This window comes from Kitasatospora sp. NPDC023385, from assembly GCF_055664045.1.
The window spans coordinates 365,264-381,320 of record NZ_JBVOOL010000005.1 but is presented as its reverse complement, the minus strand read 5'-3'; the positions used below and the strand labels follow the sequence as shown (position 1 = coordinate 381,320).

Sequence of the window (16,057 nt, the reverse complement as noted above, 5' to 3'; positions counted from 1 at the left end):
GAAGGAGACGTGGCCGCGGGTAAAAGCACCGCGGCGGCCCGCGGGGCCTGGCTTGTCTTTGAGGACGAAGCCGGGCAGTCGATGAGGCCGCCGCGTGCCAGGACCTGGGGCAGGGCCGGCTGCACGCCGGTCGTGCGAGTGCGTGGCCGGGGAGCCGGCCGGCTCTCCATGGCGGGGCTGAGCTGCTACAAGCCCGGTCAGAGGTCCCGGATGTTCTACAGCTTCCACATCTACCGCGGCCGCAAGGGCGAGAAGAAGGGCCTGACCTGGCAGGACTACCGGGACCTGCTCATCCGCGCGCACATCCAGCTCGGCGGCCCGATCGTCCTCGTGTGGGACAACCTGCGCGCCCACCTCATGCCACCGATGCAGGCGTTCATCCAGGCGAACCAGGACTGGCTGACCGTCTTCCAACTCCCCTCGTACGCACCGGACCTCAACCCACAAGAGGGCATCTGGTCGCTCGTCAAGCGCACCATCGGCAACCTCGCCGCAGCCGACCTCGACCAGCTCGCCCGAGCCGTCAAGCGCAGCCTGAAGCAGATCCAGTACCGCTCTCACCTCATCGACGGATGCCTCGCCGCCACCGGCCTGATCATGGACGGCTGACCACCTTCAGACCGACATTACGAATTCAACTTCAGTAGCCGCGACTACCTGCCTCACAGCCCCTTCTGTCGCCGAACATCGAGGCTGGCATGGCGCGTCACGCACGGACGGTGGCACGGCGCTGTAGGAATCCCACAAGCTGCCTCCTCGGGCGACGGCAACGCTGACGGCAACGCGGCTGCACAATCACGCACATCACGCCCGCCAGACAGCCCAGCGGCTCCACCGGAGCTACCTCCGGTGGAGCCGCTTCTATTTTGCGCTAAAAGTCTCCGTCGAGGCGATGCCAATTCGCACGACCACGGACCCAGCGAATGCACTTGGGCCGATTTCCCGTGCTCCAGAATTCCTTCACAGTCGCACGGACCTCAGAGGCCGGAAGGGCGCTTCTTGGATCGTGAAACCTTGACTCGCCCAAGTCTGAAGCAAATCTGGGATCGAAATCTGGCGGGTTTAGGCTAAAAAAAATCAAGGCCATAGACGTGACACCTGTCAGAGAGCATGAAGCTCCGATTTCAGGTTCCATGACCTCGGCGATCAGCGCCCGACATCTCGGGCCGCGTCTCGGCGTAGCGCCACTTGCGGTGAATCACCGCATTCAGAATCAAGACTATCCCAAACATTCAAGCATCTGAGGTCCGTCACTCCTGGATACCATCACGGGCACCTTTTGCCAACAGGTCATCATCTCGCCAGCAGTGCTGAATATCCAGGGCTAATCTGCGAGATGGGAGACTTGCCGCACCTGCCCTGCAGTCAGGTGCCGCACATCCCAAAGCAGCGCGGCGGTGTCGATAATCTCCACCGGGTGTCTGCGACTTTCTGCTATTTGGTGCATACCGGTCAAGGAGGCCAGGGTAGCGACCGGAACGCCGATCACAGCCGCAAAGCCGTTGAGAAGCTCAGCGTCGAGTTCCTTGACGCCACGCCCTACGGCCCCGATGGTCGCAGCTGACAGGTAGACACCGGACATCAGATACATCACCTTGGCCGCCGAGGACCATCCCAGGTTGCGGAGGGCGAGCATCCGCACAAGGAGCGAACCGAAACCCGGAGGGTACTGCTCGAAGGAACGCATCTCTCTGGGAGAGACAGTTTGCGGCACCTCAGCCAGGGATCGGGCGCACTCACGCAGTCGCTGCCGGCTAGCCGCGGGCAAGGTGAGTGCGCGCTTCACCAGTTGGGGGAGCTCGCGACTAGCCTCCTGGTCAAAGTGCAATGCGTCGTCCGGAATGTCCAGGCCCGCAATAAGGAATAGGTCATGACTCTGCATACCGACCCGCTCCGCCAATCGACTAAGGAATTCCTCGGTCGGGAATTCCCCCGCCTGGATCGGAGGCAGCTCACCTTTGGGAAATCCGCTGTCCCGGGGAAGGTCGGTCTCCGAAATCTGCACAAGACGCGCCAGGAGCACGTCGGGCTTGGGAAATGCCGGATATTCCATCGTCACCGCCACATAGGAAAAGGTAGCCCATCGGATGCTTCAAGCCCACTGGGGGCAGCCTCTACAAGACTACCCCCAGCGAACACTCACCAGTTCAGTGGCCAGGTGGCCCAGCGTAGTAATCCCAGGCGTCGTCGGCGAAGTTCCAACCGTGCCCCTGGAAGGCTTTGCGAGTTACGTTCAGCAATGGCGTTGAATCCGTCGGACGGTAGTGGCCAGAGAAATTATCGATCCTGGATATCGCACCATTTGCGTCGACATCGAACGTGCCCGCCATGAGCACCCCTTGACGATCGCCCAGGGAAGTGTGCCCGGCATCCGGATTGAGATCCCACATTGATTCGTTCTGCATAGCGCGCAAGGAACCGTCCTGGCGAACGATGAAGTGATACTCACCCGCGTCAAGAGAAGCCCCGGCTGGAATCCCTGCATGCGCCGGAAGGGTTCCCTGGTCGGTGTGGTCGACGCCCTCGCGGAACGGCTCCCAGACCTTGTCACCACCGCAGGTGTTATGCACGAGGACCGGAGTGGTCCCCGCCAGCACATAGTACGTGTGAAAGTCAGCAATCGTCAGGTTGTGCATCCAGGCGCGACCCGTGACAGGGTGCGCGACCGCGACCTCAACGAGGTCACCGGAGCCGCTCTTGAGGGTGTGTCCCTTCACGAGTTGGCCCGCCGGCGTCCACGAATGGGTCGTGTCGTCCCAGAACGGGTGGTTGGACGTCGTGTGGAGGGTCTGCTCGACAGCCCCCGCAGTCTTGACTGTTACATCGACGAGGTCCTCGTCATCGTTGACCAGAGTGGCCAGGACCGTTCGGTCCCCGCTGTCCTCCCCTTGGGGGCGTTCCGGGTCGCCCGATTTGACCTTGTCGCCGACCTGGATTTCGCCGATGGCCTTGCCGGTGCCGTCAGCCATCAGGACGGGCGTTTCGGGGGTGAAGCTGCATGCACCGAAAAGCTTTTTAAGCGCCTTCTTGACCCCGCCGGAGTCTTTGATTAGATTCTTTGCGGCCTTGGCGCCCTTGGCAGCTCCCTTTGCTACCCCGACTCCGTCCGTGGCTATCTCCGCCACGGTTTCGGCAATCTCCCCGAATCTGTAGGCCGGGTCATCGTGCGAAATTCCGAACATATCTGCCATGGGGTGTTCGGTCGACCGGCTCGGGGAAACTCCGGGAATGACCGTAACACCGGCCTGCTGGTTCACCGCGACAATTGCATCTTTCATCGCGCTGTACGGACTGTTCTTCGTGAACCATCCGATGGCCGCATCAGCTCCTCCGGCAGCTATCTTTCCAGCTGTCGGAAGAATATCTTTGGCTTTGGGGACGTCCGGGAAGATCTTGATCCCGAATATCGAGAACAGGCCACTGGGGTCGCTCTGGTTGACGGGGTTGTTGTTGCTGTAGGCGTAGCCGTTGATCTGTTGCGGGTCGGTGAGGTCGAGGACGGGGTCGATGGAGATGAAGCGGCCGTTGGCCGCGTCGTATTCGCGGGCTCCGAGGTGGGTGAGGCCGGTGGTGGAGTCGTTGGTGCCGCCGACGAAGCCGCGTTCGGTGGGCCAGGAGGCAGGCTTCTTTCCGCGGGGGGTGCCGAAGGCCGTGGTGTCGCCTCGGGTGTAGGCGAGGTTGTCGGCGCTGATGGTGAGTTGGGCGGTTCCCTGCTGGTCGTTGATGAGGTAGTTGATGCTGCCGTCGGAGGACTTGACGATGGTGGCGTTGCCGGCGGTGATGTAGCGGGTGCCGGCGACCTGGTTGTTGTTGGTCTTGTCGAGCTTGAGTTCTTGGCCGTTCAGGTAGAGCGTCACCGCGTTGGGCTCACGACGCAGGAGGCGGTTGCCGTCGGCGTCGTAGAGGAAGGTCGTGCTGGTGCCCGCGGTGGTGGACTTGGCCAGGTGGCCCTCGGTGTCCCATTCGAGGCTCTGGTCGCCGTCGGCCGTGACGCGGCGGACGGTGTTGCCGGCGTCGTCGTAGGTGAAGGTGTCGGTCCGGGCGCCCATACCGGTGGTGTCGACGCGGGACAGGGCGTGGGGCCGGACGCCTCCTGGGGCGGGGTAGGTGGAGCTGCGCTGGGTCTGGTCGCTCTGCTGGTTCTCCGGGGTCTGGGAGAGTTGCGTCCAGGGAAGCCAGCTGCCGGTGGTGAAGGCCCGCTTGGTGTAGTTGAGGGCTCCACCGGCGGCTGTGATGAGCTTCAGGTCGCCTGAGGAGTTGACGACCGCTGCGGACACGGGCTGGTTGAGTTGGCCGACGACCTGGCTGACGTTGCCCCAGCTCTGCCAGCTGGCGTCGGGCCTGCGGACGGTGTGCCAGATGTTTCCGCCCGCGATGACGGCGACTTCGAGGCCGGCACCGGTGGCGGTCGCGGTGAGGTTGGCGGCCGAGTCGAGTGCGCCGGTGACGCTGTAGACGTCGCCCCACTGCTGCCAGTTACCAACGGAGTTGCGGATGGTGTGCCAGAGCTTGCCGCCCGCGACCGTTATGACTTCGAGCCCGGATCCGGTGGCCGCGCTGGTGACGCGGGTGGCTCCGTCAAGGGCTCCGGTTTCGCCATAGACGTTGCCCCAGGTTCCCCACTGGCCGTCGGGCTTGCGCAGGGTGTGCTTGAGGAGGCCGTCGGAGAAGGTGAGGACTTCCAGTCCGGAGGCGGTGGCTGACAGGGACAGTTGGTTGGGGTTGGTGATCGTTCCGACGACGCTGGTGACGTCGCCCCAGGGCTGCCAGGAGCCGTCTGCCTTGCGCAGGGTGTGCCAAATCTTGCCGCCGGAGATCGCCATGATCTGCAGGGTGTTGTCGGCCCAGACCGCTGCCACGTGCTCGACCGGGGCGGCGAGAGGGCCCGCTTGGGTCGTGGTGTGCAGGTTCTCGTAGTTGCGCCAGCTTCCGTTGGTTCGCTGTTGGGCGAGGTAGATCTGGCCGTCGGCGATCGCGACGGAGGTGGTCTGGGCGTCACCGGCGATGGCGACGGACGTCACCTTCGTGGTGTCCATGAGCGGGCCGGGGACGGCACCGCTGGTGCGGTTTGTCGCCTGGGTGCGGTTGCCGGCCGCGTCGTAGGTGTAGCTGGTCCAGTACGGGTCGACTCCACCGATATAGGGGCCGCTGCCCGAGGTCGGCTTGGCGACGCAGTCGTCGGTCGCCGACCAGGCGTTGGTCAGGCGCTGGGCGAAGTCGTAGGTGTAGCACTGGGTGTCCGTGACGGCGGCATCGTCGCGGTCGTCGCGGACCCGGGTGATGCCGCCGATCGGGTTGTAGATGTAGGTCTTCTTGTCGAGTGTCTGCGGTCCGTTCTTCTCACGGTCGGTCTGGGCGACGGCGAGGCGCTGGGTGGCGTCCTCGTAGACGTAGGTCTGGACCGCCCTGGAGCCAATGTCACCGACGACGCTCTGTTGGACCTGCCCGAGCGGCGAGTACTGGTTGCCGAGGGAGTAGACCCGGCTGCCACCACTGACCGAGGTGGGCAGTCCGAGGGGCGTGTAGTCACGGTGGACGGACTCCTGGGGGAGCCCGCCTCCGGCCGGGTAGGTCGTGGTGTCCACCAGGCCCGTGTCGGGCGTGTAGGTCTGGGAGGTGGTGTAGGTGCCGGCGAGGGCTCCTTCGCTGTCCGGGATGGTGACGCTGGTACCGGTGGGGCGGGCGGCGCTGTTGAAGCCGGTGACGCCGGTGGTGTAGGACTTGCCGTTGTCGTAGCGGGTGCTGCCGGTGGCCAGGCCGTTACTGCCGGGCAGGGTGTCGTAGGCCCACTCCGCGAGCTTCGTTCCGGCGGTCGAACCGTCGAACATCGCCGTCTTGCGGCCGAGGACGTCGTACGTGTAGGCGAGCGTCCGGCCTCGGGCGTCGGTGACGGTGGCGAGCGTGCCGTCGGCGTTGTAGGAGCTGGTGGTGGTGCCCTTGTCCGGGTCGACGGCCTTGGTCTGGCGGCCGAGCAGGTCGTACTCCCAGCTCCAGCCGTTACCTGCGGGGTCGTTGAACCGGGTGAGCTTTCCGGCTGGGTTGTAGGTGTACTTCAGCGTCTCGTACGCGGAAGCGGGAGCGTCGTAGTCCGGGCTTCCGCCCTTGTAATGGCGCACCTCGGAGGTACGCCCGCGGGCGTCGGTGAGGGTGAGCGTGGGGGTGCCGCCGTCGGGCGGCGTCGTCGCGACCCAGTTCACGCCGTAGCGCGTGGTGGTGCGCCACTTCTCCGTGTTCAGAGACTTGAAGATGGTGGCGGTCGGCCGGTCGAGGCCGTCGAACTCGGTCTCCGTCTGGGACGGGACCTTGTTGTCCAGACCGATCCACAGCGCAGCCTCGGGAGCTCCGTCAGCGTGGTACGCCGCGTTGGAACGGTAGACCCGGCCGTGACTGTCGTAGAAGCTGTCGGTGATATTGCGGCCGCCGTTGTGGGCGGTGCTGCCGCCGTGTGCCTCCTCCTGGACCTGGCGCGGGCGCAGCAGGCCGTCGAACAGGGAGATGCTGGTGCGGTAGTCGCCGCCTTCCAGCAGAGTCCTGGTCGTGATGGCGGGCTGCTTCCCCGGTTCGATGGTGTATGTGTACGTCGTGTTGGGCGCGGCGGTCTTGTCCCGGCCCGGGTTCCACACCGCGGTGGTGCGGCCGAGAGCGTCGTAGTCGACGTAGGTGGTGCGGTTGTTGGCGTCGACGACCTTCACCGGCAGGACCCGCAAGCCGCCGTAGGTGGTGGTGGTCGTGAACTGCTTGGGGTTGGTGGACCGGATCACAGTGGGCTGGGTGCCGCTCGCCGGAGTGTACGAAGTCGTGGTCTCGGCGTTGTTGACGTCCTTGACGGAGGTCACCCGGCCGTACGGGTCGTACGCGGTGGTGGCGGCCGTCACGTAGTGCGGAGTGCCGCCGTCGAAGCGGTCCAGAGCCTGAGTCGTCGTGACGTTGCCCTTACCCGGTTCCGGTGCGGTTCCGAGTGACCGGCCGTCGTAGGACGTCCTGGCTTCGCTGGTGATGGTCGCCGGGGTCGCCTCCGTCGAGCAGAGCGTGCTGGCCGTCTGGACGGACTGGGGGTAGGAGATGAGCCAGTTGGCGGTGTCCGGGGTGACGTAGGTGGTGCGGGTGCACTGCTCGTCGCCGGAGGTGTTCGTGTCGCCTTCGTCGGAGACCGTCTTGACCTGGCCGTAGTCGTCGAAGGTGTTGCTCAAACGGACTGTGCGGGCCGTGCTGCCGTCAGACTGGAGCGTCTTCGTGGTCGTGCTCTCGGTGCGGACCATCGCGGCGGTCACCGGAGGCAGCGCTGCAGCCTCTGGCCGGCCGGTCTCGCTAGGCGGCGTTGCGGTGGGCTTTCCGTCCTTGCTGGGCAGGGCCTTCGCCGCCCGGCTCGCTGTCGCGCGGACCCACGGGTTGTTCACCGTGCTGGTGAGGGGTTTGCCCCCGTCCGTGTCGTAGACGATGCTCTCGCGGACGAAGCCGGCGAGTTCGTTGCCGTCCTTGACGCCCTGGAGCGGACTGACGGGCCTGGGCTGACCGTTGGCGAGGGTGTCGCCGTCCATGCCGCGGAAGTAGACCGTCTCGGTCAGGCTCTTGTCGGATGCGCCGACGCGGGTGCGGACGCGCTGGTAGCCCCGGAAGTCGTTCCAGGTGCGCTCCTTGTCCGAAGTGAACTCGGAGTTGTCGCGCCGCCAGGCGGGACCGTCGAGGTACTCGTAGCTGGTGACTTTGTCGGGGGAACCCGAGCCGGCGACCAGGTCGTGCTCGGTGACCGTGTCCACCAAATACTTGTGGAACCAGTCGAGGACCGGGTCGACCGCCCCCTCGGGCGTCCACCAGGTCGGGTAGCAGCGCCTGCTGTTGCTGTCCGGCGCGGGCAGGGCGCCTGCCACGCAGTCGACGTCGGTGTACTTGATGTCGGTGTCGGACCCGGTTTCGGAGGTGATCCGGTTGATCCGGTACCGGTTCATCGGGGGAAGGCCCTCGGCGGAGTCGACCCGGTTGGGGCGCAGGTCGCCACCGAAGGTGACGGGCTGCAGGGTCACCTGGGAAGCGCCGGGCGTGGCCGTTCGAGTGATGGTCTTGAGCCACAGGGCCCGGCCGCCGCTGTCCCCGGTGGCGGGGAAGTCCTGGTCGAGCCTCCAGGCGTCGACGTCCTTGTAGCCGCCGTCGCTCTGCAGGGCTTGCGTGCTGATGCCGGTCAGACGCTTCTTGGACCAGAAGGTCGGAGCGCCGCTGCGGCAGTCCTGGTTCTTGTCGCAGGACTGGTCGACCGGGGTGTCGTACCAGTTGGCGGCGTTGGCCTTGGTGAAGGAGCAGTCGGCCGCCACGCACCGGTCGGCGGTACTGAAGAGTACCTTGCCTGCGGGCGAGGCGCTGTAAACCTGGCCGGCCCGGTGGCCGTACTCGATGTGGTTCAGCGTGACGGCACGGGCGTAGACGGCGTCGGCCTTGGGGGTACCGGTGCTCGCGCCGATGTTCTTGGCGTAGGCGTTCTTCTCCTGGTCGTAGAAGTACGCCACGGCGTTACCGTGCGGATCGACGACGTAGTCGAGCTGCCAACGCCAGGCCCGGTCCCGCGAGGAGTCCTTGAACGCGGCGGCGTAGCCGGGCTCGCCGGGCTGGTTGCCGAACACGGGCACGGTCAGAGCCGAACCGGTCTCGACTTTGCCGGTGCTCCAGCCGGGCAGGCGGTTCTTGCCGAAGAAGTACTGGGTGCCGTCGGTCGTGGTGACCTTCCAGTACTCGTTGTCGGTGTCACCGTTGGCGGTGTCCGACGCGTTGCCGTTGAGCTTCTCCACGCGCGAGCCGTCGTCGCTGGAAAGCTTCCACGCTCCGCTGGCGTCGTCACGTACCAGCACGGAGGTGCTGCCGTTGAGCGCGATGGTGGCGTTGTCGGACTTCCAGCACAGGTCGCCGCCCGTGGCGGGGGCATTGCTGCCGGAGCCCTTGTCTCCGGTACAGCCGGTGTAGCTGCGCTCGATGAAGCCGGGGTTGTAGTCCCAGCCGTCGCCGATCCAGGAAGACTGGTTGTTGGTGGACGAGGTACGTCCGTCGATAGCCGCGGAGGAGTAACCGAGGGCGACCTTGGGAGCCATGCCGCCGGGCACCGACGGCAGCTCGATCGGATAGGACCAATTGAAGGAACCGGTGTTGCCGCTCACCGACCAGGTGCTGGACGGGGAGAGCGAGGTCGCCTTGTAGTTTCCGTCCGGGCCTGACGCGCCGGCCGCGGCGGCCAGCACCGTCGCGCCCGCAACCGATGTATCCGCGGCCTGGGAAAGGGACGCCTTGACCACGCCACCGGAGGACCGGCCGGCGGGGGCCGACACGGCGACGTCGGCGGTGAGGGTGCCGGCCTTGGTGTCGTTGGAGGCGGCAAGCGGCGTGGCCGTGCGGCACTGCGGCTGGTCCGGCGTGGTCAGTGCGCACGCGGGCAGCTGTACGAAGGTCAGTCGAGATCCCCAGTCGGCCCCGAACGACTCGCGGAAGGCCTTGTAGTCCAGCTGGACGCGGGCCTTGGCCGGGGCCGCACTGCCCGCCACGGGCTGCAGGTCGACCAGGATCCCGTCGAGCCCCACGGTGGATGCGGCGGCCCGGTCGGAAAGCGCCACACGGACCTTGGGCTGCTGACCCGCGTCCGGACTCGTTCCGACGGACGTGACGGTCAATGGCAGCCCGGGCGCCTTCGGCGGGAAGGACGGCTGTTGTGCCGCGGTTGCGGGAACGGTGATCTCGGCCTGCCCCGCCTTGGGCCATGCCGCTGCCGGGGGCTCGGTCCGTGGCTGGGCGGTCTTGGTGGCCTGCTTTTCCGGCACCACCCGGGACAGCGGAACGGACTCGATGTGCTGGACGGGTGGCAGCTTGAAGTCGTCGCCGGCCGCCATCGCGATGGCGGGGACCTGCATGGCGGCGGCTATCAGTGCCGTCGCGGCGATGGGCACAACTTTACGGAGCACCGGGCGTGTTATTGCCTCGGACCGGCGCTTCCGCGGTCCGGGCGAGGTGCCTGTGTCAGGTGGATACATCCGTTTCTTTCCTCTTGGTCGGCTTCTACGGGTCCTGGTGCGATCGCACCCGGCGGGACGCTACCAAGGCCGACCGACGGGAGGGATCCGATTGTTCGCCAACCTGCCTACCCCTCAGGCATTTATCTCGCTTTTATAACTTCTTCCCAAGCGAAGTGATGGCCACTCAGGCTGATACGACGCTCGAAAAAGCGGATTTTCCCGTCTATGTCCATCCACGGAATCCGCGCATTGCGCTCCGTGATCACGATGTTGCATCTCCTTCCTCCGTCTCGTCGCACGCTGCCACACACAAGGACTGCTGGCTCGTCACCGCACGCTTGCATGATGAGGGCGCCCGCGAACCACACAGAAAGAGAAGGGGATGCAGCGTCACAACACGCGCCGAATAGGACGAACCGCTCAACGGTCAGCAGCCGCATTGATCGCCGCGACCGCCGTGAGCATCGCCACGCTGGGACAGGCCCCTGCCCGCGCCGAGACCGGAAGCCTCTCGGCCACGCCCCAAGCGAACACCCCTGAGCAGATCGCCGCGGTGAAAGCACGCCAGATCGGCAAACCCATCGACGTCACCGAGCGCCAGGACGAAACGACCGACCTGGTGGCCAATCCCGACGGCAGTTTCACCCAGCGCCGCCACGCCAGGCCGGTACGCGCCAAGGTCGACGGACACTGGCAGGCGGCCGACGCGACCCTTGAGCGCCGCTCCGACGGCAGCATCGGTCCCAAGGCCTCCGTATTCCCGATGACCTTCTCCGCCGGTGGGGGCAGTCCGCTGGCCGCCATGGGGAAGGACGGCAAGTCGCTCGCCATCACCTGGCCCGCACCGCTGCCCAAACCCGAACTCAACGGCAGCACCGCCTTGTACCGCGAGGTGCTTCCCGGCGTGGACCTGAAGATCCTCGCCGAGACCGACGGCTTCGCCCACCAGCTGATCGTCAAGACCCGCCAGGCAGCTGACGATCCCCGTCTGGCCCAGGTCACCTACGGTCTCAAGACTGCGGGAATCACCCTGGACGCCGGCCAGGACGGCCGGATAGCCGCGACCGATGGCACCGGCCGCACGGTCTTCACGGCGGCGGCACCTCGGATGTGGGACTCCCACGCCCCCGCCGACACCTCACGACAGGCCGTCGCCGCCCCTGCCTCCCTGGCGGCCAAGGCCGCACCGACAGCCGCCGCACAGTCGGTCGACAGCAGCCCTTCATACAGCCCGGCTACCCCCACCGTCACCGAGCATGCGCCGAAGACGATGGCCACCCAGATCAGTTCGGACACGCTGCGACTTACCCCGGATGCCGACTTGCTGCACGGCGCCGACACCGTCTTCCCGGTCGTCATCGACCCGACGTTCACCGACGGCTGGCGCAATCGCTGGGCGGTCGTCTACTCCGCCACCCCCAGCGACGCCTACCCCGACGGGAACGGCTGGCACTCCGACAACCCCGCCGACGAGCCGCGCGTCGGCTACAACGGCAGCGGCAACACCCGCTCCTACTTCGAGATGAACACCCGGGGCCTGGCCGGGGCCACCATCAGGTCGGCGACCTTCCATGTGGAGGAGACCCATTCCTGGGGCTGCGACCCGAGCGCTGCGGGAAACACCGAACTGTGGGCGACCGGCCCCATAAGCGGCGCTACACCCACCTGGAACCGGCAGGCCTCCTGGGACCGGCTCCTTGACGCGAAAGCCTTCGCCCACGGCAACCCCACGTACTGCCCCGGTGTCCAGGGCCAGGACTTCAGTAGCGATGCCCTGCGTGACGTGGTCCAGCAAGTCGTCAACAGCAGCACGCCCGACAGCTTCACCCTCGGCCTGCGCATTCCGGACAACTACCTCGGCAACAAGAACAGCTACAAGCGGTTCAAGAACAACCCGTACCTTGAGGTCACCTACAACCGCCCACCCTCGCTCGACGACTACGCAGCCTGGGAAAGCCAGTGGACACCCAGCAGTTCCAGCAATGTCAACGTTCCGTGCGTCAGTGATCCCGCGACCTGGCCGACCATCGGGCGCAACGACGTCATCCTGACCGCAAAGATCTCCGATCCCGACAACGACGCCGATCTGAAGGCCAAGTTCGAGGCGTGGGACCACGACAGCGGACAGTCCGTCCTTGTCGACCGGGCGCACGCTCCCAGCGGATCCTGGGCCATCATGAGGCTCGGCGGCGACCAGCTGCGCGACGGTGGCCGTTACAAGTGGCACGTCCAGGCCGAAGACGGCATCGACGTCACCGGATTCGGCCGCGACTGCGGTTTCAACGTCGACCGCACGCCGCCCACGAAGCCGACCGTCACCTCCGCGGACGGTCACAGCATCGATGTCGGCGAGGTGCCTCCGCGCACCCCGCGCACGATCAAGTTCGCCTCCAGCGACCAGTTCGGCCTGACCGGCTTCTGTTATTCCCTCAACAAGCCTTTGCCCGTCGTCAATCAGGGCTGCGGTGGAACCTGGGTGAAGGCCGGCCCTGACGGGACCGCGACCATCACCGTCACCCCCACCTTCTGGCCGACCAACCGGCTCACCGTCCAAGCCATGGACAAGGCCGGCAACCTCTCCCCCTACGACGGATCCGACGGCGGCCCGAACTCCAGCACCACGCTGATCACCACCGCCGCGAACAACTACGTTCACGACGCCACCGACCCGGCCCTGGCCGGCGACCGGCGCGGCGACCTGACCGGTGACGGGCACGCCGATCTGGTGGCCGCCACCAGCACCGGCGAACTGGTGCTCTACCCCGGCCGCGGTGACGGCACCTTCGACCGGCCCCGCACCGTCGCCAACCCTGGCTGGTCAGGGGCTCAGATCACTCATCGGGGAGATTTCACCAGCCAGAGCCCGGGCCAGACCAAGGACGGTTACGAGGACTTCCTGGTCAAGCAGGGCACTCGGCTCTACCTCTATCCTGGCGACGGCATGGGCGCCCCCGACGAATCCAGGCGCACCGAGCTGGCCCATCCCAGCGGGGGCGACTGGTCCGGCACCAGCCAGATCGTCGCCGTCGGTGACCTCGACGGTCGTGCCGGCGACGATCTGATCGCCAACGACGGCGACACCCTCGTTCTCTACAGCGGCACCGGCGAGGGACCCCTAGCCGCCGAGACCGGCACCAACAAGCTCAAACCGGGCACCGTCATCTCCGCCTCCGGATGGACCGACTACGACGTCCTCGCCCCCGGCGACGTCAACGGCGACGGCATCCCGGACCTGCTCGCCCGCCGGAACACCACCGACCCCGGTGACGGCGAATACGGACGCATCCGCCTCGTCCTCGGAGGCCACAATGCCGACGGCCGCGGCTACCAGGTGGGTAGTCCGGCCACCGGCACCGTCTACGCCACCGGCTTCGACCCTCAGCACAGGCCTCTGATCACGACACCCGGCAACCTGCACGGAAGCGTCACCGACAGCGGCAAGGGCTACCCACTGTTCACCCCGACCCCAGGTCAGGCCACCGGCGATGTCCTCACGACCACCCCGGCCGACTCCAACATCACCGTCACCTACTACACCGCGGACGGAGCCGCACAGACGACCACTTGCCCCACCGGCTGCCTGCTCACGTACCCAGGCACCCCCACCGGGCTGGGTCTGCCGCGTCTGGCGGCCCCGAGCGACCTGCACACCACGACCGCACTCGACGGCGGGCAGAGCCTGCGCAGCCCGGCCACCGCGATGACGCGGGCTGCCAACGGCACGCTGGTCGCGGTCAAGGTCCTCACCGACGGAAGCCTGTGGGTGACCAACCAGAACACCCCCACATCCGGCTTCCGCAGTTGGACCCCGCTCAGCGGCCCGGGCCGCCACACCGGCGACCCGGCACCCATCCTGTCCCCGGCCGCGGGGGGCACCGTCCACGTCTTCGCGCGCACCCGCGCCGGTCAGATCGTCGACTACGCCCAGCCAGGCCCCGAGGCGTCCTTCGGCTCCGAAGCAGCGGTCGGCAGCTCCGCGCCCGTGTTCGCCCAGGACCCGGCCGTCACCCTCTCCACCAACGGCGGCATGACCGTGACCGCCGTCGACATCGCAGGCGACCTGTGGGCGACCAACCAATCCGCCCCCGGATCACCGTTCGGGACCTGGTACAAGGTCAGTATCAAAGGCGGGCTCACGGGCCGAACAGCGTCCGTGCTGTCTCCCGGAGCGGGCGGCACGCTCAACCTCTTCGCCCGCACCACCGACGGCCACATCGCCTGCTTCGGCCAGAGCAGCGCTTCCTCGGCCTTCAGCACTGGCGCGTACCTCGGTGTCGACTCGCCTGTCTTCGCCGGTGACCCCAGCGTCACCACGTCGGCCAGCGGGGGCATGATCGTCGCGGCCATCGACGTCAACGGTGATATCTGGGGCATCGACCAGGCTCAGGCCGGTGAAGCCTTTCGGTCCTGGTACCGAATCAGCCTCAGCGGTGGAACGGGCGGCGCCACCAGCATCGTGCTGTCCGCCGGTGCGAGCGGCACGGTCAACGTCGTGGCTCGAACCACCAACGGGCACATTGCCTTGTTCGGCCAGACCGGTGCGACCTCCGCCTTCACCACCGGCGCCTACCTCGGCGATCCGAGCATGACCTTCGCCGGCGACCCCCGAATCACTCTCTCTGACAACGGAGCCATGATCGTCACCACCACGGACGCCACCGGTACGACGTGGGCCATCGACCAACCCACCCCCGGGGCCGACTTCCGTTCCTGGTACCAGGTCTAGCACCACTGGCGGAGGCACGGGACAGGGCCCGGCGCAGTGGGCGCCGGGCCCTGTCGGGTGCCGGGACGGAGCGGGTCAGAACGGGCTGGGCCCGTGGGGTGCGCGCGTGTCGTCCGGGACCGGCGACGGGTTCCAGGAGGGGGCCACGGTCTGCAGCACCGGCGTGGGCTCCGGGGACGACGGTGTGGGCTGAGGGCGCAGCGGTTCGGCGGCCCGCAGTTGGTCGATGCTCGTGGTCATGCCCTGCTTGAGGCGTGGCGTCAGCGGCTTCTCGATGAACCGGTGGACCAGCCAGGATGCGACCAGCATGCCGCCGGTGACGATGCCCACCGCGACCCACGGCTTGGTGCCGCGGTCGTAGAGGGCGCGCAGGGCCGTCCAGCCCATGGTCTCGTGCAGGAGGTAGAGGGGGTAGGTCAGAGCGCCGGCGAAGGTGAGCCAGCGCCACTGGATCCGGGAGGCCCAGCCCAGCGCCACGGCGATGATCACCAGGTAGGAGAGGGTGGTCAGCAGGACGGCCGGCCAGATCGGCAGCCCGGGGCGGTCGAGGTAGGGATTGAGCTCGTGCTGGTGCTGGATCGTGTAGAGGACTGAGAGGATCCAGCTGATCCCGACGATGCCGAAGAGCATCAGGTTGGGGCCGTACCGGTGGACCAGGTAGAGCGCGAGGCCGGCGACGAAGAACGAGGAGACCTCCGACATCGCGAAGAACTCCAGCACCGGCCACTTGGTGCTCGTCGAGACGAGCCCCGCCACCGTCCAGATCGAGCAGAAGGCGACGATCCGCCGGTAGGTCACGCCCTGCCACACCACGATGGCGAACAGCAGGTAGAAGCGCAGCTCGACCCAGAGCGTCCAGTAGACGGCATCGACGTCCTTTATGCCCAGACCCTCATGGAACATCGTCAGGTTCGCGAGGACCTGCTCCGCCGGGAGCGTGTGGCGCACGAGCGGCCAGACCGCCACGACCGCGCTGCAGGCCAGGACGGCGAACCAGTACGCCGGGTAGAGCCGGATCACGCGGGAGCGGACGAAGTCGCCCACCGGGCGGCCCCAGCTGCTCATGCAGATCACGAACCCGCTGATGACGAAGAACAGGCAGATGCCGGTCCACAAGTAGGCCCCGACCCACGAAGCCCGGTGGAACACGTCCTGGACCGGCCTGCCCCAGGCACTGTCCTCGGGCTTGCTGCCGCCGCCGTATCCGACGTAGTGGTGGAAGACCACCATCAGCGCGGCCAGGATGCGCAGGCCGTCCAGGGCGGCGAGACGGCCGGGCTTACCGGACTTGCGGAGGCCCGAGGAACCTGATCGTTGCCGGGGGAAAATGCTCACGGCAGAAGAT

General features: G+C 66.7%; 6 protein-coding genes. 2 read left to right on the top strand and 4 right to left on the bottom strand.

All coding sequences use genetic code 11. The annotated features are described in order from the left end of the window. Nucleotides 1–609, top strand: a 609-nt coding sequence (locus tag AC0B61_RS11470; RefSeq protein ID WP_471740413.1) for a transposase, incomplete at its 5' end; no start/stop codon positions are given. A 262-nt stretch (nucleotides 610–871) separates the two neighbouring features. Here the strand turns inward: AC0B61_RS11470 and AC0B61_RS11465 are convergent. The 3 genes from AC0B61_RS11465 to AC0B61_RS11455 all read right to left on the bottom strand — a co-directional run bounded on the left by AC0B61_RS11465 (nucleotide 872) and on the right by AC0B61_RS11455 (nucleotide 9,920). After that, nucleotides 872–1,087 (bottom strand): Imm1 family immunity protein, encoded by a 216-nt coding sequence (locus AC0B61_RS11465; RefSeq protein WP_471740426.1) that lies wholly within the window; start codon nucleotides 1,085–1,087, stop codon nucleotides 872–874. Nucleotides 1,088–1,324: 237 nt separating this feature from the next. After that, nucleotides 1,325–2,065, bottom strand: coding sequence for a hypothetical protein (locus AC0B61_RS11460; RefSeq protein WP_471740412.1), 741 nt, complete (start codon nucleotides 2,063–2,065; stop codon nucleotides 1,325–1,327). An 82-nt stretch (nucleotides 2,066–2,147) separates the two neighbouring features. Further along, on the bottom strand, nucleotides 2,148–9,920 hold the full coding sequence (locus AC0B61_RS11455) for a polymorphic toxin-type HINT domain-containing protein (protein ID WP_471740411.1): 7,773 nt from the start codon (nucleotides 9,918–9,920) through the stop codon (nucleotides 2,148–2,150). 505 nt (nucleotides 9,921–10,425) lie between these two features. Here AC0B61_RS11455 and AC0B61_RS11450 point away from each other — a divergent pair. Beyond that, complete coding sequence (locus AC0B61_RS11450; RefSeq protein WP_471740410.1) at nucleotides 10,426–14,712, top strand: DNRLRE domain-containing protein; 4,287 nt, start codon at nucleotides 10,426–10,428, stop codon at nucleotides 14,710–14,712. 75 nt (nucleotides 14,713–14,787) lie between these two features. On the opposite strand, the gene AC0B61_RS11445 is transcribed toward AC0B61_RS11450, so the two are convergent. After that, nucleotides 14,788–16,047 carry an acyltransferase family protein gene (locus AC0B61_RS11445; RefSeq protein ID WP_471740409.1) on the bottom strand — a complete coding sequence of 420 codons (1,260 nt, stop codon included), beginning with the start codon at nucleotides 16,045–16,047 and terminating at the stop codon, nucleotides 14,788–14,790. Nucleotides 16,048–16,057 lie beyond the last annotated feature (10 nt).

Coding starts and splice junctions, on each gene's coding strand:
- AC0B61_RS11465 (WP_471740426.1), bottom strand. CDS start 1,087: ATGGCCTTGATTTTTTTTAGCCTAAACCCGCCAGATTTCGATCCCAGA.